Origin of the sequence: Kluyvera genomosp. 1, assembly GCF_001266615.1 — a bacterium.
In the GTDB taxonomy this organism is placed as follows: Bacteria; Pseudomonadota; Gammaproteobacteria; order Enterobacterales; family Enterobacteriaceae; genus Kluyvera; species Kluyvera cryocrescens_A.
In genome coordinates, this window is sequence record NZ_LGHZ01000035.1 from 24,759 (window position 1) to 45,656 (window position 20,898).

Below are 20,898 nucleotides of genomic sequence, written 5' to 3' on the forward strand. Positions count from 1 at the left end.
ACAGTCTTAGTCTTTAAGTTGAGATTGAGAAGGATTGGGATTTTGAATTCTCGCTCCATGCGCGCACTGCCACGGAGTCAAACCGGTGTTACGAAAATTGCTATGCCACGCACTAAGGATAGGTGACATAAAAAAAGCGTGCAGAGGAAAGTGTGCTAGAGGTTCAGCATAATGAAATAGGCGATGTTTTAATCGTTTATTAATGCAGTCCAATGAGCTGAAACCATTCAAGAAAGAAACGCGGCGGATTATACGATGTTATGCGACAAAAAGAAAATAAAAACAGCGTTTCAAAAAAATAAACAAAGTGGTTAACATAATAAAAACGATTTATTGGCGAAAATGTAACAGTTAGTTGCGCAACAGCCTGTTTGTGCCCATCTTGCGGATAAGATGTTGATTTGCTTTATCAACGAAACAAACCAATAATAAATTGATTATTAATGGAAATTAGCGAGCGTAAATGATGGGAAATCTGACGAAAGACGACGTTTTGTACCAGGAAATGTGCCGCGTGGTGGGAAAAGTGGTGCTGGAGATGCGCGATTTAGGCCAGGAACCCAAGCACATTGTTATTGCCGGTGTGCTCCGTACCGCGCTGGCAAATAATAAAGTCCAGCGCACAGAACTCACGCGTGAAGCGATGCAAAAGGTGGTCACTGCGCTGTCAGGGCAGTAATAACCGGCTGAAGAAGAAGAAATCAGGCGATGACGAAGCGCAGAATTGCTTTTACAGCCAGTTCGCTATGGTGGGTGATGAGCGCTTCATCATCGATATCCGGAAGCGGACCATCCAGATAGAGGCTATTAAAGCTATAAAAGTTGGAAACCTGATAAAAGCTGAAGCTGCTGATTAAGCGGTGGACGTCACGCGCTTCCAGCGCGGGCTGAAAAATCCCTTGCCCCTGCCCACGATGCAATATCTGCTCTAATAAAGACAGGGCACTCTTGTTTAACCGTTTCAAATCCCCGGAAGCCAGCAGCCATTTCCCGCGCTGCATGTTCTCCATACAGATGATACGCATAAAATCCGCGTGTTCGGCATGATAACGCACGCTCCATTTTACGAGCTGAACCAGCGCCTCGACCGGCGGCAGATTCTCAAGCCCCAGCTGCTGTTCCGTTTCGCGGATCCGAGAGTAGACGTATTGCAGTACCGCCTGGTACAACTGCTCCTTGGTTTTGAAGTAGTAAACCACCATACGCTTAGTGGTTTGGGCCTCTCCGGCTATCTGCTCCATTCTGGCGCCTGCCAGCCCGTGTTCAGCAAAAATGGCGATCGCCGCGGCGAAAATACGGGTTTTGAGCGATTGCGCTTCATCGTGATCAATGGCCGACATAACAACTCCTGTTAACTTTTCCAAGGGAACAAAAAATACACACAATGATCACAATTTAGCAACCAAATCTGGCGCTGTTGAACCAAATGATTCATATTCGATGCAACTGCTACCCATAAGCCAGGTGAAACTATGTTGCGTTCAATTGCTACCGTGTCTATATCCGGAACCCTGCCTGAAAAACTAAGCGCGATTGCCGCCGCGGGTTATCAGGGGGTAGAAATCTTCGAAAATGATTTGCTCTATTATACCGGTACCCCGGCAGATGTCCGTAAGCTGGCCGACGATCTGGGGCTGAAAATTACGTTATTTCAGCCATTTCGTGATTTTGAAGGGGCTAGCCGCACGCAGTTTACCGCCAACCTGGCTCGTGCCGGGCGTAAATTTTCCCTGATGCATGAGTTGGGTTGCGACACCATGCTGTTGTGCAGCAACGTGCAGGCAGACTGTTCCGCCGACTTTGACCTGCAGGTGGCGGACCTGCGCGCGCTAGCGACGCTGGCTGAGCAGGAAAATATCAAGATTGGCTATGAGGCGCTGGCGTGGGGAACGCACGTCAACCATTGGTATCAGGCGTGGGAGCGGGTGAAAGCAGTCGATAGTCCGGCAATGGGCATTGTGCTCGACAGCTTCCATATTCTGGCGTTGGGCGACGATTTACGTCGTCTGCATGAAGTGCCGATGGATAAAATCACTTTCCTCCAGCTGGCGGATGCCCCGCTGATGAAAATGGATGTTCTTGAATGGAGCCGCCATTTCCGTAGTTTCCCCGGCCAGGGTGAGCTGCCGCTGGTGGAATTTGCCTGCGAACTGACGCGGTTGGGCTACCGCGGACCGTGGTCGCTGGAGATTTTCAACGACGGTTTCCGCGCCTCGCCTAACGGCGCGACGGCTAAAGATGGCTACCGCTCACTGCTATGGCTGGAGGAGCAAACTCGACGAGCGCTCGGAAAAACGGACGCTGCGTTGTTTGATCCCGCGCCGTTACCGACTTTCAACGGTACGGAATTTATTGAATTTGCCGCAAGCCCGGCAGAAGCGAAAAAACTGAGTGCCATGCTTGAAGGCATGGGATTCAGGCTCGCGGGGATGCATCGTTCAAAACAGGTGGCGCTATGGAGCAACGGCGGCGCACGGGTGATTATCAACTATCAGCCGCACAGCTGGGCCGATCACTTCTACCAGCGTCACGGAGTTTCACTTTGTGCGATGGCGCTGCGGGTCAGCGCCAGTGCACCGATTATTGCCCGCGCCAAGGCCTACGGTTACGCCACCTGGCAGGGTGACGTTGGGCCAAATGAAAGCGCTATTCCCGCGGTGTGTGCCCCGGACGGCAGCCTGATTTATCTGGTGGATGAAAACCAGGACATCTACGCCCAGGATTTCAATCTGATCCCTTCTGCAAATGAGGGCGCGCTGCTGGGTATCGACCATTTGGCGCTTGGCATGGAGGCGGACAGCCGCGACAACTGGGTGATGTTTTTCCGTGCGGTATTGGGCTTTACTCTGGAACATGAACAGACCATGCCCGATCCCTACGGTCTGGTGCGCAGCCTGGCGGTACAAAGCCCGCAGGGAAATATTCGCCTGGCGCTGAATATTTCGCAAAGCAGGGCTACGCAGATTGCCCGTTCGGTGGCGTGCTATCAGGGCGCGGGCCTGCAGCACGCGGCCTTTGCCTGTCACGACCTTCCTGCTCTTTTGGACAACCAGCCGTTGGCACCATCGCTCTCGTTGCCGGTTCCCGCCAACTACTACGAAGATTTACTGGCGCGCTTTGGCACTGCGGCGCAGGTTGAATGCCTCCAGCGTCATCAGATCCTCCATGACCGGGACAGCACCGGCGGCGAGTTCCTGCACCGCTATACCTGGCCATTTAGCGAAGGGCGCTTCTTCTTTGAATTAACCGAAAGACGTCACGGCTACGCGCAGTATGGCGCGGTCAACGCGGCGGTAAGACTTTCGGCACTGCAGTACCGATAAAAGATAAAATGTACCAGCCGGTACGCAAGTGCCGATGGGCAGACCATAACTAGAAACATTCATCTGCACCCGACAACGACAGGTAAACACTATGAACTCACTCGGCCATAATCGCGTGGCTACCGCTGAGGCGGTTAACGCAGTTCCTCGCTCCCGGCGGCGCATCGGTATTCTTGCACTGCTTGCCGTTGGCACCATGATTAACTATCTCGACCGCACCGTATTGGGCATTGCAGCACCTCAGCTCACTCAGGAATTGGGAATTGGCGCGGCGGTGATGGGGATTGTCTTTTCAGCCTTTGCCTGGACCTATGCGCTGGCCCAAATTCCCGGCGGCATGTTCCTCGACCGATTCGGCAACAAGGTGACCTACTTTTTGGCGCTGAGCTTCTGGTCGCTATTTACACTACTTCATGGTTTTGCCGTGGGATTGAAAACCTTGTTGTTGTGCCGTTTTGGTCTGGGGGTGAGCGAAGCACCGTGTTTCCCGGTCAACAGTCGGGTGGTAAGCGCCTGGTTTCCTCAGCATGAGCGTGCGAAAGCCACGGCGGTTTACACCGTAGGTGAGTATCTCGGTCTGGCCTGTTTTGCGCCGCTGCTGTTTTGGATTATGGATGGCTTCGGCTGGCGCATGTTGTTCATCACCGTTGGCGTCGTGGGCATTCTGTTTGCGCTGGTCTGGTGGCGCCACTATCGCGAACCTCACGAAGATAAATACCTCAGTGATCAGGAACGCGAATACATTACGGCAGGCGATGGCATGACAACCGGTGCAGAGCAGCGTAAAGCGTTTAGCTGGCCGCTGGTGCGTCAACTGCTCAGCAAACGACAGATTATTGGTGCCAGCATCGGCCAGTTTGCCGGCAATACTGTACTGGTTTTCTTCCTGACCTGGTTCCCAACTTATCTGGCAACTGAACGCCATATGCCGTGGTTGAAGGTCGGTTTCTTTGCCATTCTGCCATTCCTTGCGGCGGCGGGCGGCGTAATGTTTGGCGGCTGGGTTTCCGATAAGCTGCTGAAAGCCACCGGCAATGCCAATCTCGGGCGCAAGCTGCCGATTATTGCGGGATTACTGATGGCAAGCTGCATCATCAGCGCCAACTGGTTGCATAGTGACATGGCGGTGATTCTGGTGATGTCATTTGCCTTCTTCGGCCAGGGCATGGTGGGGCTGGGCTGGACCTTGATTTCAGATATGGCGCCAAAAGGGCTGGGTGGGTTGACCGGCGGGCTGTTTAACTTTTGTGCCAATCTCGCGGGGATCCTGACGCCGCTGATCATCGGTTTTATTGTTGCGGCCTTCGGGAGCTTCTTCTACGCGCTGGTTTATATCGGCGGTGCGGCATTACTGGGCGTGGTGGCGTATCTGTTTATTCTGGGCGACGTTAAGCGCATTGAACTGGACCTGCCCGAGCAGGAGGCTACTCATGCAAATTAGTGGTCATACGCGGTTAATTGCGCATTTGGGCTATCCAACGGCCAGTTTTAAAGCGCCGATGATCTATAACCCGTGGTTTGAAAACCAGGCGGTGGACGCCAAAGTGGTGCCAATGGGGGTGAAACCGGAGGATTACGCGGCGTTTATCCCAGCGCTATTTTCGTTGACTAACATTGCCGGTGCGCTGGTGACTATGCCGCATAAAGTGGCGACGTGTGCGCTGGTCGATAGACTTAGCCCCACCGCGCAAATTGCCGGAGCCTGCAACGCCATTCGTCGGGAAGCCGACGGCTCGCTCACCGGAGATATGTTCGATGGTGACGGCTTTGTGCGCGGCATTGAGCGCAAGGGATTTCAAACCGCCGATGCACGCGCGCTGGTGGTTGGAAGCGGGGGCGTTGGGTCGGCCATCGCTGCGTCGCTCGCCGCCGCGGGCGTTAGTGCACTGACGTTGTACGACGCGCGAGAGGCCACGGCACGCGCGTTGGCTGACCGTCTACAAACCTATTATCCGCAGCTTAAATTGACGGTGATGTCGAACGATCCGGCAGGGCATTCGCTGGTGGTTAACGCCACGCCGATGGGCATGACGCCGGGCGATCCGCTGCCATTTGACGTTGAACGCCTTGAGCCCGGCGCGTTTGTCGGCGAAGTGGTGATGAAGCAGGAATTTACGCCGCTATTGCAGGCGGCAATAGCGCGTGGCTGCCCGGTTCAGCGCGGGACCGATATGTTGTTTGAGATGATCCCCGCCTACCTGGATTTCTTCCACTTACCGGTGGCGACGCCGGAACAGTTAAAAGCGCTGGCAGAAATCCATTACTAAAGCGCTGGTCAGAAGCGTAATAGCCCGAGTAACATAACGCTTATTTTCGGGCTATGACGAACTCCTTATGCATCCCCAATTAACACTCTTCGCGGCGGGCAGCCTGCGCCGCGCATTTATACCCCTACAGGCAGCGTTTACCGCGCAAACCGGCATCACGGTTGATATCGTCTTTGGCCCCGCAGGGCTGCTGCGTGAGCGGATTGAAAAGGGCGAGCCGTGCTCGGTTTTTGCCTCGGCCAACCGCGAGCATCCGCAGGCACTTTGTGAGGCTGGACGTGCACACGGTCTACGCATTTTTGCGCGTAATGAGCTTATTCTGACGGTGAAAAATAGCCCGCAAACCGCAGGGAAGAATTGGCATGAGTTGCTCAGCGACGGCGCGCTACGGTTAGGGACATCAACACCGCTGTGCGATCCGTCCGGTGACTATACCTGGCAGTTATTTGACAGGATCGACACCAGCCATCCTGGATTCGGCGAATCGCTCAAACAACGAGCCATGAAGCTGGTTGGCGGGAGAGACACAATGACCTTGCCAGCAGGAGCGATAGCGAGCAGTTGGTTGATTCAACAGGGGCTGGCGGATATGTTTATCGGCTATGCGCATTACGCCACGACGCTTGCCGGGAATAAGGATATCCGCAGTGTCACCATTCCAGCACCCTATAATATTCGCTGCGACTATTACATGGCGCAGCTGGAAGAGAGTACGGCGGCGCGGCAGTTCTGCCAGTTTATTCTTGCGCAAGATGGACAGCGCTGCCTGCATGACGCCGGTTTTTTAACCGCTAGCGTTTGAGCGCAAACAGCGGCGTGACGACGGCGGTGGGATAATCCTCGAGCTGGATTTTCCTCACCGCAACGCCGTAAGCTTGCTGCAGCGTCTCTTCCCGAACAATTTCTTCAGTCGTGCCTGCCAGCCACTGGCCGTTGGGTAACAGCAAAAGCGTATGGCTGGCAACCTGCAGTGCGTGGGTGGGGTCATGGGTGGTGAACATCACCGTACGCGCCTGCGCTCGTGCAAGATCGCAGATTAGCTGCAACACCGTATGCTGATTACCTAAATCCAGTGCTGAGCAGGGTTCATCCAGCAAGATATTCTGACTGGCGCTAACCAGCGCGCGGGCGATCATCACCAGTTGCTGCTGACCACCGGACAGGTTGCTGAACAACGCATCGGCCAGTTCAGTGATGTTCAATAGCGCCAGCGCTTCCAGCACCTGTCGCTCATCTTCTTCCTGCGGCTGGGAGAAAAGGGCAATATGGCGGGCGCGGCCCATCAACACGACCTCTTTCACCCGCCAGGCAAAGGCGGCGCGAAACGACTGTGGTACGATGCCGACGCCGCCCGTCACGGTAACTTCCCCGGCAAGGGCGGGCAGAACGCCGGTCAACGTATCCAGCAGCGTACTCTTCCCGCGGCCGTTAGCCCCCAGTACTGCCCAAACCTCACCGGGCTGGCAGTGCAGATTGAGGGGAGCAAACAGCGGCGCTTTGTGGCCATATTCTAACTGCGACAGCGTGAGCGACGGGGTCATTTCAGCATTCCTTTGCGGCTTGCGCGAACCAGCATTACGGTAAACAACGGAGCGCCGACCAGCGCGGTGAGAATACCAATCGGGATTTCAGCGGCGGTTAACGTGCGGGCGAGATCGTCGACCAACACCATAAAGCTAGCTCCCAACCAAAATGCGCAGGGCAGAAGACGGCGGTGGTCAGCTCCGGCAAGCATACGCGCCAGATGGGGAATCACCAGTCCGACCCAGGCAATACTGCCGCTTACAGCTACCTGGGCGGCGACCAACAGCGCGCAGCACAACAGCACGCCGCGACGCAGCGCGGTAACCCGTACACCCAGCGCGCGGGCGTCTTTGTCATCCAACGACAGCAGATTGATACGCCAGCGAAGTTTAAATAACACCAGCGCCGCAACAGTCATGGGGATCGCCAGCAGCAGGACCTTTGTCCAGTTCGCGGTCGCAAAGCTGCCCAACAGCCAGAACACGATATTCGGCAACACTTCTTCGGTGTCGGCCATGTACTGCATCAGGCTGACGAGCGCGGCAAAAAAGCCGCTGAGGATAATACCGGCGAGAATCAATACCAGCGTGCTTTCACGCTTTTGCAGCGCTGCCAGTAGATAGACCAGCGTCAATGCCAGCAGGCCAAAGAAGAAGGTCGTGCCCATCATCATTGGCATACTGAGACCCAGCAGGATGGCCAGCGTACCGCCGAAGGCGGAACCCGAGGTCACGCCGATAATATGCGGGTCAACAAGCGGGTTTTGGAATACCCCCTGTAACGTCGCGCCGCACAGACCCAGTGCGCCACCGGCCAGAAGCGCCATCAGGATCCGTGGCAGACGAACTGACCAGACAATCTGGTGGGCAATATCCGTCGTATTGTGAGGATGTGTAAGCTGAAACAGGACATCGTGAATCGATAACCCATATTGGCCAAAGCACAGTGAAACAACGGCAACGGCTAAGGTGAGCAACATCAGCCCACCCTGGACCGTTTTAGGATGGCTACTGATGTGCATTCGCCTGCCAGTCAGTACGATAGAAACGGTGATAATAATCCTGCGCCTGGGCATCAACGTCGACGTTTTTATAGCGCTCAGGATAGAGTTTTTTCGCCATCCACAGTTCACCAATGGCTAACGCTTCCGGCATCGGATAGCCCCAGGCTTTTGCATATTCTGGCATCAACCATACTCGATGATTTTTAACCGCATCAATGGCTTGCCACTGCGGATCAGTGGTTATCTGTTTCACCACATCCGGATAGCGATCCTGAACGAAGATCACCTGCGGGTTCCACTGCAATACTTGCTCAAGCGAAACCTGGCGCGCACCTTTCACGGTGGCGGCAGCCACGTTCATTGCACCCGCATGTTGCATCATCAGGCCGGTATATTTCCCGGAACCGTAGGTATTTAGATCCGGGTTTGCCATGTAAACGCGCACTTTTTCAGCCTGCGGAATATCGGCTACAGGAGCGTTAAATTTTGTGCGAGCAGCGAAGGTGTAATCAATCAGCTTTTTGGCTTCAGCGTCACGGTTTACGACTTTACCAATCAGGCGAATACCTTGTTTCAGCCCTTCGTTATAGGCATGTTCTTCATCGGCCATCGATGGGTTCATCTTATTTTTTTCGCCTGCGGCGTCTTCACGCAGCGAAATGGCGACCACCGGGATGCCCGCATTTTGAATCTGCTGAATCATCTGCTCAGGCGCGTAGTTGGCGACAAATACTACCTGCGGATGAAGTGCCAACAGGCTTTCAATATTGACCTGAGTCAGGTCACCCGGCATCGGCATTTTTTCAATCGATGGCATAAAGCGGGCAAACTCTGGGCCCAACTGTTTTTTCCAGCTGTTCAGCACCCCCACAATGTCATCGGCAGCATTGAGCTGAACCAGAAGGTTTAGCGTCTGGTGCTGTAGAACGACGACGCGGTTAACGGTATCAGGGAGGGTTACCTGACGGCCAAGTTGGTCGGTTACGGTGCGGTTGGCGAGAGCAGGGGTGACAGCCATCAGGCTGGCGCAGGCAAGCATGAAGCCCAGGAGGAAACGGTGTAGTGTGGACATGAGTCGCTCAGTCAAGGAGTGAATAAACGGTGTGTATTTGATTATATAACGGAGATAATTGCAAACCGTCTCACTGATTTACCCCCAAATTTCCTGCGTGAATCGCACCAAAACGAAAAAGGCCGCAGAGTTGCCCCTGCGGCCCGGTTCGGGCGCATGCTGCCACTGCGGCGGCTATGACACCCGGGCAGTTACTTCCGGCTACGCCACCAGCCCAGAATCAGACAGGTAAGAACACCGACCATGACCGGAGCGGCCAAATCGTGCCAGAACATAAACGCCCATTGCATTAACGTCATAGCGCCATCCTGATTGCAATGGCAACAGTTCGCGGCTATTCTCAACTTGTCGAAGGTCAAGTTAGCCCCCGTAATGTTGCCAGGTTTACCAAGCAACGTGCGGGGGTTTTCTCTTTCCAGCAACAGCTGCCGCCAGGGATCAAGCCCCCGCAACATTGCGCCTCTCCCGACAAGCGGGATTAGGGCGATCCTATAGTAACCTGGACAATATCGGCAATTGCTGAATACTGTTTATACGTCCAGTATCTCGTTTTTCAGAATAGCGCCAGATCTCGTTCGTGCCGCCTGCACTCGCTTTTCTCTCTTTGCCGCCAACAAACAGCGCCCATTTGGTCACAATTCGCCATACAACTTTCATATTTCTCGTCATCTTTTCTGCTTAACTGAAAGTCTTCCACCTTTAATGAGCATCACTATGTACCGTCGTCAGTTTTTGTTGGGGTTAGCGGCCACGGCATTAGTGGCGAGGAGTACTACACTTTTTGCCGCCGCCACCGGTAATACGGACTATTCGTTGCCGCTGTGGCCCGGTATTCCGCCCGGCGGCGGTGGGCCTGCGGGAAAGTTACAGATCGGCTTAAAAGGTGCGCGAAGCCATATTGCTACGCCTTCGTTGACGGTCATTGAGCCTGCTGTGCCCAACGGGCATGGAGTGTTGATTGCCGCAGGCGGTGGTTACAAACGCATTGAGATGACGATGGAAGCCTGGCCTGCGGCATATTGGCTGGTTGAGCGAGGATATACGGCGTATATCCTAAGCTACCGTTTACCCGGTGAAGGCTGGAATGATGGGAGTTGCGTGGCCCTGCAGGATGCGCAGAGAGCGTTACGGATCCTGCGAAGCCGCGAAAAACAGGTGAGCGCGTTGGGGTTTTCTGCGGGCGGGCATCTGCTGGCAATGGCGGCAACACGGTGTGATTACCACAGCTATCCGAGTGTGGATGCCCTGGACAACTTGCCGGCAAAAACAGACCGTGCGGCGCTGATTTACCCAATCATCACGCTGGAGAAACCGTATACCCACACCTCAACGCACAAAATGCTGGTGGGAAATCACGCCACTGACGCGCAAGAGGCTGCATGGTCCGCGCAAAACTACGTTACGCACCAAACGCCACCCATGTTTCTGGTGCAGGCGGAAGACGATCTGGTCTCCAGTCCACAAAACACGTTAATCCTGCAATCGGTCTGTATTCGTGAACAGGTAGCTGTCACGATGTATCGTTATCCCACCGGTGGACACGGTTTCGCGATGGGCCGACCCGGTACGCCGACCGTTGACTGGCCGGCTCATTATGAAAAGTGGTTACGCCAGACCTAACGTCTACCTGTGGATGACTCTGCTTCAACCGGCGTCAAATAATCCAGACGTAAAGGTTCCGCCAGTAGACTTTCCATCTGCCCGATAAACGCCTGAAAATGAGGCAGGGAGATATGTTCTTCCAGCGCGGCTTCATCAGCCCAGGATTCTCGCATGTAAAACGTATCCGGCTCGTCACGCAGCTGGAACAAGGCGTAATCCAGATTACCCGGTTCCTGTCGCGTCGGCAGTAGCAAAGCCTTTAGCGCCTGGCGCAATTCATCCGTTTTACCCGCTTTCGCCTTCAATACGGCAATTATCGAAATCATCTCAAAATCCCTCCAGCACGATTTTTCCCACCGCTCGGCCGGTTTCAAGCTGAGTGTGGGCTTTTTGCAAATTCTCGGCGTTGATTTTGCCGTAATGCTCACCCAGCGTGGTTTTGATTACCTGGGTATCGATAAGTGTGGCCACTTCGGTCAACAGCTGATGCTGAGCGGCAATATCGCGGGTCGTAAACATGGAGCGGGTAAACATAAACTCCCAGTGCAGCGAAATACTTTTGAGCTTCAGCGGCACCACGTCCAGGCTTTGTGGATCGTCAATGAGCGCCAGTTTTCCCTGCGGAGCCAGAGCTTCAATCAGCTGCGCGTAATGCCCCTCTGTATTGTTGAGGCTGGCAACGTGCGTCACTTCTTTCATGCCGATACGTGCCAGTTCTTCGCTCAGAGGCCTGCTGTGGTCGATAACATGATGTGCGCCCGCTTCGCGGACCCATTGCTGGCTTTCCGGGCGCGACGCGGTGCCGATTACCGTCATTTTCGTTAGTTTAGTGGCCAGCTGCGTCAGAATGGAGCCAACGCCACCGGCTGCACCGACGATCAGCAGCGTATCACCCGCGTTGCCATCACGCTGGACGCCAAGGCGGTCAAACAGTAATTCCCAGGCGGTAATGGCGGTGAGCGGCAATGCAGCCGCCGAGGCGTTATCCAGCGTTTTGGGTTTCAACGCGACGATGCGCTCATCCACTCGCTGAAATTCGCTGTTACTGCCCGGGCGGCCCAATGCGCCGGCATACCAGACTTCATCACCTGGGGCAAATAGGGTAACCGCATCGCCAATGGCTTTCACCACGCCGACGGCGTCCCAGCCCAGCACTCGTGGGGTATCGGAGGCGAATCCGGCACGGACTTTGGTGTCAACGGGATTGACGGAAATGGCTTTCACTTCGACCAGAATATCGTGTCCAGTTGCCTTTGGAATGGGCAGGTCGATTTCGTCAATGAACGGAATGTTACTGCCTTCAGTGGCGGCGCGGGTAATGGCAAATGCTTTCATGGTCTCTCCGGGTAGCGTTGTGCAATACCCGGATGTTAGGAGCAAGCGGCAAGGGGAAAAATAGCCCGTTAACGATAAGTGTTATACGCAAATCGAGAAAATCAGAGACGTTCGTAAAAAATCTCTTCCTCTTCCATCCTCTCTTCGATGTGTCGAGTCACTCGCTGTAGGGCGGCGAGATGCTTTTCCGCGGCTTGTTCAATGGTCATCGCTTTGGCGATGTACACGAGGTTAAGGCAGCCAATGACGCGTTCCTGGCTGCGGACTGGGACGGCGATGGAAGCAATTTTTTGTTCCAGTTGCCAGCCCTGGAAGTTGGCGCCATAGCCATTTTGACGCGTGCGTTCGAGAATGGCATGCAGTTTTTCCGGCTCGCGGGCCAGTTGATATTCTTCCTCTGGTCGTCCGGCCAGCATATCGATAATCGGTTGACGCTCGCTGTCCGGTGAGAAGGCAAGCCACGTCAGCCCTGATGCCGTCAGCAGCAGCGGCAGGCGGCGGCCGACCATTGAGCGGTGAAAAGAGAGACGGCTAAAACGGTGAGTGGTTTCACGTACCACCATCGCATCAACATCCAAAGTCGTTAAATCGGTTGGCCATATGACCTCGCGCAACAATTCGCCAAGTAGTGGTGTTGCGAGTGCAGAAATCCAATGTTCGTCACGAAATCCCTCGCTTAACTGCCGGACTTTCAGGGTTAAGCGGAAACTATCGTCTGACAAACTACGTCGGACGTATCCCTCTTCTTGCAGCGTCTCCAGCAGGCGTCGCACGGTGGTACGGTGCAGGCCGCTAAACTCCGCCAGGGTCGCTGTTGATGCGCCTCCGTCGAATTTATTTAACAAATTAAGCAACAATAATCCACGCGTTAACCCGCGAACGGTTTTGTAGTCTGTTGCGTCGTTATTCTTCATTTATCCCGCCATTTATTTATCTAAAACAACGTTGTGCACCTAGTGCACAACCTGGCTTGTTTTGATTGTAGCGCAAATCACCGGACATATACTGCGTCCATTATAAAAATATTTTTACATCAAATTAACAAGTGAGGCGATGCCGTTCACGGCACACGATCGCTTGGTCCGAGAAGTGAGGTATTGAAGATGACAACATCAAATCCGGATATCCAACCTGCAGTACAACACCATGTTCAGGTCGCCATCGCAGGCGCCGGCCCGGTTGGGCTCATGATGGCTAACTACCTGGGGCAGATGGGTATTGAAGTATTAGTAGTCGAGAAACTGGACAAGCTTATCGACTACCCCCGCGCCATTGGTATCGATGATGAAGCGCTGCGTACGATGCAATCCGTTAATCTCGTCGATAAAGTGCTGCCGCATACCACACCGTGGCACGCCATGCGATTCCTGACCCCGAAAGGCCGATGCTTTGCCGATATCCAGCCGATGACCGATGAGTTTGGCTGGTCGCGCCGCAACGCGTTTATCCAGCCGCAGGTCGATGAGGTGATGTATCAGGGGCTTAAGCGCTTCCCAAATGTTCGTTGTCTGTTCTCCCGCGAGCTGGAGGCCTTTAGCCAAAATGGTGACAGTGTCACTATTAATCTTAAAGGTGCCGACGGCGCACGTGAAACCATCAAAGCCGACTGGCTAGTGGCCTGCGACGGTGGGGCGAGCGTCATTCGCCGTACGCTGAACGTACCGTTTGAAGGCAAAACCGCGCCAAACCAGTGGATCGTGATTGATATTGCCAACGATCCGCTGGCGACACCGCACATCTATCTGTGCTGCGATCCGGTGCGTCCGTATGTCTCTGCGGCACTGCCGCACGGCGTTCGTCGTTTCGAATTTATGGTGATGCCGGGCGAAACCGAAGCTCAGTTGAGTGAACCGGACAACATGCGCCGCTTGTTAAGCCAGGTTCTTCCCGATCCCGATGACGTCGAATTAATTCGCCAGCGCGTCTACACCCACAACGCGCGTCTGGCAGAACGCTTCCGTATTGACCGTGTTCTGCTGGCGGGGGATGCCGCCCATATCATGCCGGTCTGGCAAGGTCAGGGCTACAACAGCGGGATGCGCGATGCCTTCAACCTGGCGTGGAAGCTGGCGTTGGTGGTGAACGGCAAAGCGGGCGATGCGCTGTTGGATACCTATCAACAGGAACGCCGCGACCACGCCAAAGCGATGATTGATCTCTCTGTTACTGCTGGCAACGTCCTGGCGCCGCCGAAACGCTGGCACGGCACCGTTCGCGACGGAATTTCCTGGCTGTTGAATTACCTCCCGTCGGTGAAACGTTATTTCCTCGAAATGCGCTTTAAACCGATGCCTCAGTACCGGGAAGGCGCGCTGTTGCTGGAAAACAATACCAGGTCATCACCGGTCGGCAAGATGTTTATCCAGCCGAAAGTGACGCGGGAAAATGGCGATATTGTTCTGCTTGATGAGGTGATTGGCGCGAAGTTCGCGGTGATCGCCTGGGGCTGTAACCCGCTGTGGGGCATGAGTGAAAGCCAGATTGCGCAATGGCGTGAGTTGGGCACCTGCTTTATTCAGGTGGTACCGGATGTACAGATCCGCACGCCGCAGGACAATTTCGACGGCGTAATCCGTATTGGCGATAGCCAAAACCGTCTGAAAACCTGGTTTGCTGCGCAGGATGCCTCGATTGCCGTTGTGCGCCCGGACCGCTTTGTGGCGGCGCTGGCTATCCCGCAGACGCTCAGCAATAAACTTAACCAGCTGGCTGGCGTCATGGCGTTAACCCGCGTTGGTTCTGACCTTCACGTTGAAAAGGTGGCCTGAGATGAATGCCTATCTTCACTGTCTCTCCCATACGCCGCTGGTGGGCTATGTCGACCCAGAGCAAGCGGTGCTGGACGAAGTTAACGGCGTTATTGCCGCCGCTCGCGACCGTATTACCGCGTTTGCGCCAGAACTGGTGGTGCTGTACGCCCCGGATCACTACAACGGCTTTTTCTACGATGTGATGCCACCGTTCTGCCTGGGTGTTGGCGCCACCTCGATTGGCGATTTTTCCAGTGCGGCCGGTGAGCTGCCGGTACCGACCGAGCTGGCAGAAGCCTGCGCTCATTCGGTGATGAAAAGCGGCATCGATCTGGCGGTTTCTTACTGCATGCAGGTGGATCACGGCTTTGCACAGCCGCTGGAACTGCTGCTTGGCGGGCTGGACAACGTGCCGGTACTGCCGGTGTTTATCAACGGTGTGGCCACGCCGCTGCCGGGCTTCCAGCGTACTCGCATGCTGGGGGAAGCGATGGGCCGTTTCCTGTCAACGCTGAACAAGCGGGTACTGATTTTAGGCTCTGGTGGGCTATCGCATCAGCCGCCGGTACCGGAGCTGGCTAAGGTCGATGCGCACATGCGCGATCGTCTGCTGGGCAGCGGTAAGCAGCTTCCGGCCGATGAGCGTGAACTGCGCCAGCGTCGGGTGATTGAAGCCGCCGAGCGCTTTGTCGAAGACCAGAAAACCCTGCATCCCCTGAACCCTATCTGGGACAACCAGTTTATGACGCTGCTCGAGCAGGGTCGCCTCGCGGAGTTGGATGCCATCAGCAACGAAGAGCTTTCTGCCATTGCCGGTAAATCGACGCATGAAGTGAAAACCTGGGCCGCTGCCTTCGCCACGATTAACGCGATGGGTCACTACCGCACGGAAAACCGTTATTACCGCCCGATCCCTGAGTGGATTGCCGGGTTCGGCTCCCTGAGCGCTAAAACAACGAATTGATTAAGCAGGAGAATATGATGAGCTACCAACCACAAACCGAAGCCGCAACCAGCCGTTTTCTCAACGTCGAAGAAGGCGGTCAGACGCTGCGTATCCATTTTAACGACTGCGGTCAGGGTACCGAAACCGTGGTTCTGCTGCACGGTTCCGGCCCAGGAGCAACGGGCTGGGCAAACTTCAGCCGCAATATCGACTCATTAGTTGAAGCCGGCTACCGCGTGCTGCTGTTGGACTGCCCGGGCTGGGGCAAAAGCGACTCGATCGTCAACACCGGTTCCCGCTCTGATCTCAACGCCCGCATTCTGAAAAGCGTGGTCGATCAGCTAGATATCGAGAAAGTTCACCTGCTGGGTAACTCGATGGGTGGGCATAGTGCGGTCGCTTTCACGCTGACATGGCCTGAACGCGTGGGCAAACTGGTTCTGATGGGCGGCGGCACCGGCGGTATGAGCCTGTTTACGCCAATGCCGACCGAAGGCATCAAGTTGCTCAATGGCCTGTATCGCGAACCGACCATCGAAAACCTCAAGAAGATGATGAGCATTTTTGTCTATGACACCAGCGATTTGACCGAGGCGCTGTTTGAAGCACGTCTTAACAACATGCTGTCGCGTCGCGATCATCTGGAAAACTTTATCAAAAGCCTGGAGGCCAACCCGAAACAGTTCCCGGACTTCGGCCCGCGTTTGGCGGAAATCAAAGCGCAAACCCTGGTGGTTTGGGGACGTAACGACCGTTTCGTACCGATGGATGCCGGGCTGCGCCTGCTGTCGGGGATCAACGGTTCGGAGCTGCACATTTACCGCGATTGCGGGCACTGGGCGCAGTGGGAGCACGCGGAAGCGTTCAACCAGCTGGTACTTAACTTCCTCGACCGCGTGTAAGGAGTCGATATGTCGAATTATTCTCTGGAATCTTTGGCCCAGGCGCTACGCACCGCCGAAGAGAGCGGCCAAACGATTGAACCATTGCGCGATGTTATCGGCCTGCAAAACGCTGAAGCGGCCTACGCCATCCAGCGTATCAACGTTCAGCACGGCGTGGCGCAGGGTCGGCGCATCGTGGGGCGCAAAGTGGGCTTAACCCATCCGAAAGTGCAGCAACAGCTGGGGGTGGATCAGCCGGACTTTGGCACGCTGTTTGCCGACATGTGCTACGGCGATAACGAAACTATCCCGTTTAGCCGCGTCCTACAGCCCAAAATTGAAGCGGAAATTGCGCTGGTGCTAAACCGCGATCTGCCGCACGCCGACTCCACGTTTGACGAGCTGTATAACGCCATCGAATGGGTGGTTCCGGCGCTGGAAGTGGTGGGCAGCCGTGTGCGCGACTGGTCGATTAAATTCGTTGATACGGTAGCGGATAACGCCTCCTGTGGTGTGTATGTGGTTGGCGGCCCGGCACAGCGCCCAGCAGCGCTGGATCTGAAAAACTGCGCCATGACCATGACGCGTAATCACGAAGACGTCTCTAGCGGACGTGGCAGTGAATGTTTAGGTCATCCGCTCAACGCCGCTGTCTGGTTGGCGCGCAAAATGGCCAGCCTCGGTGAGCCGCTGCGGGCAGGCGATATTGTCCTGACCGGTGCGCTGGGCCCAATGGTGGCAGTCAACCCGGGCGATCGTTTTGATGCGGTGATCGAAGGTATTGGTTCGGTATCCGCAACGTTTTCTGCCAAAGAGCAAGAAGGAAGTCAGTCATGAGTAAATGTAAAGTCGCCATCATCGGCTCCGGGAATATCGGTACCGACCTGATGATTAAAATTCTCCGCCACGGTCAGCATCTGGAGATGTCGGTAATGGTGGGGATTGACCCGAATTCCGACGGCCTGGCTCGCGCCAGCCGTATGGGCGTAGCGACCACACACGAAGGCGTTAACGGGCTGATGGCGATGAAAGAATTCGCCGATATCGACATCGTGTTTGATGCCACCAGCGCCGGAGCGCATATCAAAAATGACGCGGCGCTGCGTAAAGCTAAACCCAATATCCGCCTGATTGACCTGACGCCAGCAGCCATCGGCCCGTACTGCGTACCGGTGGTGAACCTGGATAAAAACCTCTCGCAGGGCAACGTCAACATGGTGACCTGCGGCGGACAGGCGACCATCCCGATGGTGGCTGCCGTTTCTCGTGTCGCCAAAGTTCACTACGCCGAAATTATCGCTTCTATATCGAGTAAATCCGCGGGCCCGGGCACCCGTGCCAACATCGATGAATTTACAGAAACCACCTCGCAGGCGATTGAAGTGGTGGGCGGTGCGGCGAAAGGCAAAGCCATTATTATTCTCAACCCGGCGGAGCCGCCGGTGATGATGCGCGACACGGTTTACGTGCTGAGTGAAGCGGCGTCTCAGGCCGAAATCGAAGCCTCCATCGCGGAAATGGCGGCTGCGGTTCAGGCCTATGTGCCGGGCTATCGTCTGAAGCAGAAAGTGCAGTTTGAAGTGATACCTGAAGATAAGCCGGTCAATATTCCTGGCGTGGGGCGGTTCTCCGGGCTGAAAACGGCGGTCTATCTGGAAGTCGAAGGGGCGGCACACTATCTGCCTGCCTACGCCGGTAACCTCGACATTATGACCTCAGCGGCGATGTCAACCGCAGAAAAAATGGCGCAAACGCTGGTGAAAGTGGCAGGAGAAGTCGCATGAACGGTAAAAAACTCTATATCTCTGATGTGACCTTGCGTGACGGTATGCACGCCATCCGCCATCAATATTCGTTAGATAACGTCCGCCAGATAGCCAAAGCGCTGGACGATGCACGCGTTGATTCAATTGAAGTGGCGCACGGCGACGGCCTGCAGGGTTCCAGCTTTAACTACGGTTTTGGTGCCCACAGCGACGTTGAGTGGATTGCGGCGGCGGCAGAGGTCGTGACCCACAGTAAAATCGCCACGCTGTTGATCCCCGGTATCGGTACGCTTCATGACCTGAAGAATGCTTATCAGGCTGGGGCACGCGTGGTACGCGTGGCGACACACTGTACCGAAGCGGATGTATCCGCCCAGCATATCGCCTATGCCCGTGAACTGGGGATGGACACCGTCGGTTTCCTGATGATGAGCCATATGACCACCCCTGAAAATCTGGCGAAGCAGGCCAAATTGATGGAAGGCTACGGCGCAACCTGTATCTACGTGGTGGACTCCGGCGGTGCGATGAACATGAACGACATCCGCGATCGCTTCCGCGCGCTCAAAGATGTGCTCAATCCAGAAACCCAAACCGGGATGCACGCCCACCACAACCTGAGTCTGGGCGTCGCCAACTCGCTGGTGGCGGTGGAAGAGGGCTGCGATCGTATCGATGCCAGCCTTGCGGGTATGGGGGCTGGGGCCGGAAACGCACCGCTGGAGGTGTTTATCGCCGCCGCGGATAAACAGGGCTGGCAGCACGGCACCGATCTCTATGCACTGATGGCGGCGGCCGACGATCTGGTTCGTCCATTGCAGGATCGCCCGGTCCGCGTCGACCGTGAAACATTGGCTCTCGGCTACGCCGGTGTCTACTCCAGCTTCCTGCGTCACAGTGAAGTCGCTGCCGCCCGCTACGGTCTGAGCGCCGTGGATATTCTGGTGGAACTGGGGAAACGTCGGATGGTGGGCGGCCAGGAAGATATGATCGTTGACGTGGCGTTAGATCTGAAAGCCAAAGCACAAGCCTGATAATGAACCGGTCGGCAATGTACTGACCGGGCGAACGAAAATGAAAAAACAATGTGGCCGGCAACGTATCGGCCACCTTTTATCATCTGCACTCAACGAAAGGTAGCACTATGTCGAATATCTCTCATGTTTCCTCTCCTCCTAATACCTCACGCCTGATGCAAACCGTCGGGCTTTGCTTTTTAGTCGCGCTGATGGAAGGGCTGGATTTACAGGCCGCCGGTATCGCTGCCGTCGGTATTGCTCAGGCATTTACGCTGGATAAAATGCAGATGGGCTGGATTTTTAGCGCCGGTATCCTTGGACTGCTACCCGGTGCGCTGTTTGGCGGCATGCTGGCGGATCGTTATGGCCGCAAGAAGGTGCTGCTGGGCTCGGTGGCGCTGTTCGGCCTGTTCTCGATTGCCACTGCGCTGGCGTGGGATTACCCAACGCTGGTGTTTGCTCGCCTGATGACCGGCGTTGGCTTGGGGGCGGCGCTGCCCAACCTGATTGCGCTGACCTCCGAAGCCGCCGGTCCACGTTTTCGCGGTACGGCGGTCAGCCTGATGTACTGCGGTGTGCCGATTGGCGCCGCGCTGGCGGCGGCGATGGGTGCAAGTGGCCTGGCGCAGGCGTGGCAAACCATATTCTGGGTTGGTGGTATCGTCCCGCTATTATTGGTCCCACTGCTGATGTTCCGCCTGCCGGAGTCACAGGCATTCAGCGCCCAGCTGCAGGACACACCAATGCCGCTACGGGCGATTTTTGCCCCTGAGACCGCTTCCGCCACGCTGCTGCTGTGGCTGTGTTACTTCTTCACTCTGCTGGTGGTGTACATGCTGATCAACTGGCTGCCGATGCTGTTGGTGGACCAGGGCTTTAGCGCTTCACAGGCTTCCGGCGTGATGTTCGCTCTGCAAATAGGTGCGGCACTGGGTACGTTGATGCTGGGTGCATTAATGGACAAACTCAGCCCGCTGAAAATGTCGCTGCTGATTTATAGCGGCATGCTGGCCTCGCTGATCGCGCTGGGGGCGGCAAACTCATTTAGCCTGATGCTGATTTCCGGCTTTGTCGCGGGAATGTTCGCGACCGGCGGACAGAGCGTGCTTTATGCGTTGGCACCGCTGTTTTATCGCACGGAAATCCGCGCTACCGGCGTGGGTACCGCCGTGGCGGTAGGGCGATTGGGGGCCATGAGCGGCCCGCTGCTGGCGGGGAAAATGCTGGCGCTGGGGACCGGAACCGTGGGTGTGATGGCGGCATCGGCCCCGGGAATTGTACTGGCGGGCGTGGCGGTATTTTGGCTGATGAAAAAAGAACAGCGAAATGGTGAAGTGAAAAGCACTGAGCTTTAAATCGGCGGTCTTGTATTAATTTGCCATGATATTTTTTAATGTTATGGCATAA

General features: G+C 55.5%; 22 protein-coding genes. 13 read left to right on the top strand and 9 right to left on the bottom strand.

The window, feature by feature from the left end; translation table 11 throughout:
* Nucleotides 1-6 precede the first annotated feature (6 nt).
* The gene (locus KP80_RS23460) at nt 7-231 is read right to left on the bottom strand and encodes a hypothetical protein (RefSeq protein ID WP_419772962.1); all 225 of its coding nucleotides are present in this window, start codon (nt 229-231) and stop codon (nt 7-9) included.
* 235 nt (nt 232-466) lie between these two features.
* Between KP80_RS23460 and fumD the strand changes: the two genes are divergently transcribed.
* The gene (fumD, locus tag KP80_RS17745) at nt 467-679 is read left to right on the top strand and encodes a fumarate hydratase FumD (protein ID WP_052284976.1); all 213 of its coding nucleotides are present in this window, start codon (nt 467-469) and stop codon (nt 677-679) included.
* A gap of 22 nt (nt 680-701) precedes the next feature.
* Here fumD and KP80_RS17750 read toward each other — a convergent pair whose 3' ends face one another.
* Complete coding sequence (locus tag KP80_RS17750; RefSeq protein WP_052284952.1) at nt 702-1,340, bottom strand: TetR family transcriptional regulator; 639 nt, start codon at nt 1,338-1,340, stop codon at nt 702-704.
* Nucleotides 1,341-1,472: 132 nt separating this feature from the next.
* On the opposite strand from KP80_RS17750, the gene KP80_RS17755 reads away from it, so the two are divergent.
* The 4 genes from KP80_RS17755 (at nt 1,473) to KP80_RS17770 (ending at nt 6,392) form a co-directional block, all read left to right on the top strand.
* Nucleotides 1,473-3,323 carry a bifunctional sugar phosphate isomerase/epimerase/4-hydroxyphenylpyruvate dioxygenase family protein gene (locus KP80_RS17755; protein ID WP_052284953.1) on the top strand — a complete coding sequence of 617 codons (1,851 nt, stop codon included), beginning with the start codon at nt 1,473-1,475 and terminating at the stop codon, nt 3,321-3,323.
* Between the two features lie 91 nt (nt 3,324-3,414).
* Nucleotides 3,415-4,764: an MFS transporter gene (locus KP80_RS17760; RefSeq protein ID WP_052284954.1), complete on the top strand. Its 1,350-nt coding sequence runs from the start codon at nt 3,415-3,417 to the stop codon at nt 4,762-4,764.
* Nucleotides 4,754-5,590 (top strand): shikimate dehydrogenase family protein, encoded by an 837-nt coding sequence (locus KP80_RS17765; protein ID WP_052284955.1) that lies wholly within the window; start codon nt 4,754-4,756, stop codon nt 5,588-5,590. Before KP80_RS17760 ends, KP80_RS17765 begins: the two co-directional genes overlap by 11 nt.
* Before the next feature lie 67 nt (nt 5,591-5,657).
* On the top strand, nt 5,658-6,392 hold the full coding sequence (locus KP80_RS17770; protein ID WP_052284956.1) for a substrate-binding domain-containing protein: 735 nt from the start codon (nt 5,658-5,660) through the stop codon (nt 6,390-6,392).
* On the opposite strand, the gene KP80_RS17775 is transcribed toward KP80_RS17770, so the two are convergent.
* From KP80_RS17775 to KP80_RS22670, 4 genes are all read right to left on the bottom strand, one after another.
* Nucleotides 6,382-7,131, bottom strand: a complete 750-nt coding sequence (locus KP80_RS17775) for an ABC transporter ATP-binding protein (protein ID WP_052284957.1) — start codon at nt 7,129-7,131, stop codon at nt 6,382-6,384. The two genes, KP80_RS17770 and KP80_RS17775, sit on opposite strands and share 11 nt — an antisense overlap.
* A complete protein-coding gene (locus KP80_RS17780; RefSeq protein ID WP_052284958.1) occupies nt 7,128-8,135 on the bottom strand; it encodes a FecCD family ABC transporter permease in 1,008 nt (335 codons plus the stop codon). The genes KP80_RS17775 and KP80_RS17780 overlap by 4 nt, the downstream gene beginning before the upstream one ends.
* Nucleotides 8,122-9,189: an ABC transporter substrate-binding protein gene (locus tag KP80_RS17785; protein ID WP_052284959.1), complete on the bottom strand. Its 1,068-nt coding sequence runs from the start codon at nt 9,187-9,189 to the stop codon at nt 8,122-8,124. The genes KP80_RS17780 and KP80_RS17785 overlap by 14 nt, the downstream gene beginning before the upstream one ends.
* A 191-nt stretch (nt 9,190-9,380) precedes the next feature.
* A complete protein-coding gene (locus KP80_RS22670; protein WP_052284977.1) occupies nt 9,381-9,488 on the bottom strand; it encodes a type I toxin-antitoxin system toxin Ldr family protein in 108 nt (35 codons plus the stop codon).
* Nucleotides 9,489-9,903: 415 nt separating this feature from the next.
* Between KP80_RS22670 and KP80_RS17795 the strand changes: the two genes are divergently transcribed.
* On the top strand, nt 9,904-10,809 hold the full coding sequence (locus KP80_RS17795) for an alpha/beta hydrolase (protein ID WP_052284960.1): 906 nt from the start codon (nt 9,904-9,906) through the stop codon (nt 10,807-10,809).
* Here KP80_RS17795 and KP80_RS17800 read toward each other — a convergent pair.
* The 3 genes from KP80_RS17800 to KP80_RS17810 all read right to left on the bottom strand — a co-directional run bounded on the left by KP80_RS17800 (nt 10,806) and on the right by KP80_RS17810 (nt 13,040).
* The gene (locus KP80_RS17800) at nt 10,806-11,117 is read right to left on the bottom strand and encodes a putative quinol monooxygenase (RefSeq protein WP_052284961.1); all 312 of its coding nucleotides are present in this window, start codon (nt 11,115-11,117) and stop codon (nt 10,806-10,808) included. The genes KP80_RS17795 and KP80_RS17800 overlap by 4 nt on opposite strands.
* A gap of 1 nt (nt 11,118) precedes the next feature.
* Nucleotides 11,119-12,126: a zinc-binding alcohol dehydrogenase family protein gene (locus tag KP80_RS17805; RefSeq protein ID WP_052284962.1), complete on the bottom strand. Its 1,008-nt coding sequence runs from the start codon at nt 12,124-12,126 to the stop codon at nt 11,119-11,121.
* A 101-nt stretch (nt 12,127-12,227) separates the two neighbouring features.
* Entirely contained in the window at nt 12,228-13,040 is an 813-nt protein-coding gene (locus tag KP80_RS17810; protein WP_052284963.1) for a DNA-binding transcriptional regulator, read from the bottom strand.
* A 189-nt stretch (nt 13,041-13,229) separates the two neighbouring features.
* Here KP80_RS17810 and KP80_RS17815 point away from each other — a divergent pair, with 189 nt between their 5' ends.
* From KP80_RS17815 to mhpT, 7 genes are all read left to right on the top strand, one after another.
* Nucleotides 13,230-14,894 carry a bifunctional 3-(3-hydroxy-phenyl)propionate/3-hydroxycinnamic acid hydroxylase gene (locus tag KP80_RS17815; protein ID WP_052284964.1) on the top strand — a complete coding sequence of 555 codons (1,665 nt, stop codon included), beginning with the start codon at nt 13,230-13,232 and terminating at the stop codon, nt 14,892-14,894.
* 1 nt (nt 14,895) lies between these two features.
* Nucleotides 14,896-15,840 (top strand): 2,3-dihydroxyphenylpropionate/2,3-dihydroxicinnamic acid 1,2-dioxygenase, encoded by a 945-nt coding sequence (gene mhpB, locus KP80_RS17820; protein ID WP_052284965.1) that lies wholly within the window; start codon nt 14,896-14,898, stop codon nt 15,838-15,840.
* Nucleotides 15,841-15,857: 17 nt separating this feature from the next.
* Nucleotides 15,858-16,724, top strand: coding sequence for a 2-hydroxy-6-oxonona-2,4-dienedioate hydrolase (gene mhpC / locus KP80_RS17825; RefSeq protein WP_052284966.1), 867 nt, complete (start codon nt 15,858-15,860; stop codon nt 16,722-16,724).
* Nucleotides 16,725-16,733: 9 nt separating this feature from the next.
* A complete protein-coding gene (gene mhpD, locus KP80_RS17830; RefSeq protein ID WP_052284967.1) occupies nt 16,734-17,543 on the top strand; it encodes a 2-keto-4-pentenoate hydratase in 810 nt (269 codons plus the stop codon).
* The gene (gene mhpF / locus KP80_RS17835; protein WP_052284968.1) at nt 17,540-18,490 is read left to right on the top strand and encodes an acetaldehyde dehydrogenase; all 951 of its coding nucleotides are present in this window, start codon (nt 17,540-17,542) and stop codon (nt 18,488-18,490) included. Before mhpD ends, mhpF begins: the two co-directional genes overlap by 4 nt.
* Nucleotides 18,487-19,506 carry a 4-hydroxy-2-oxovalerate aldolase gene (gene mhpE / locus KP80_RS17840; RefSeq protein WP_052284969.1) on the top strand — a complete coding sequence of 340 codons (1,020 nt, stop codon included), beginning with the start codon at nt 18,487-18,489 and terminating at the stop codon, nt 19,504-19,506. The genes mhpF and mhpE overlap by 4 nt, the downstream gene beginning before the upstream one ends.
* Nucleotides 19,507-19,616: 110 nt before the next feature.
* Complete coding sequence (gene mhpT / locus KP80_RS17845; protein WP_052284970.1) at nt 19,617-20,846, top strand: 3-(3-hydroxy-phenyl)propionate transporter MhpT; 1,230 nt, start codon at nt 19,617-19,619, stop codon at nt 20,844-20,846.
* Nucleotides 20,847-20,898: the final 52 nt, after the last annotated feature.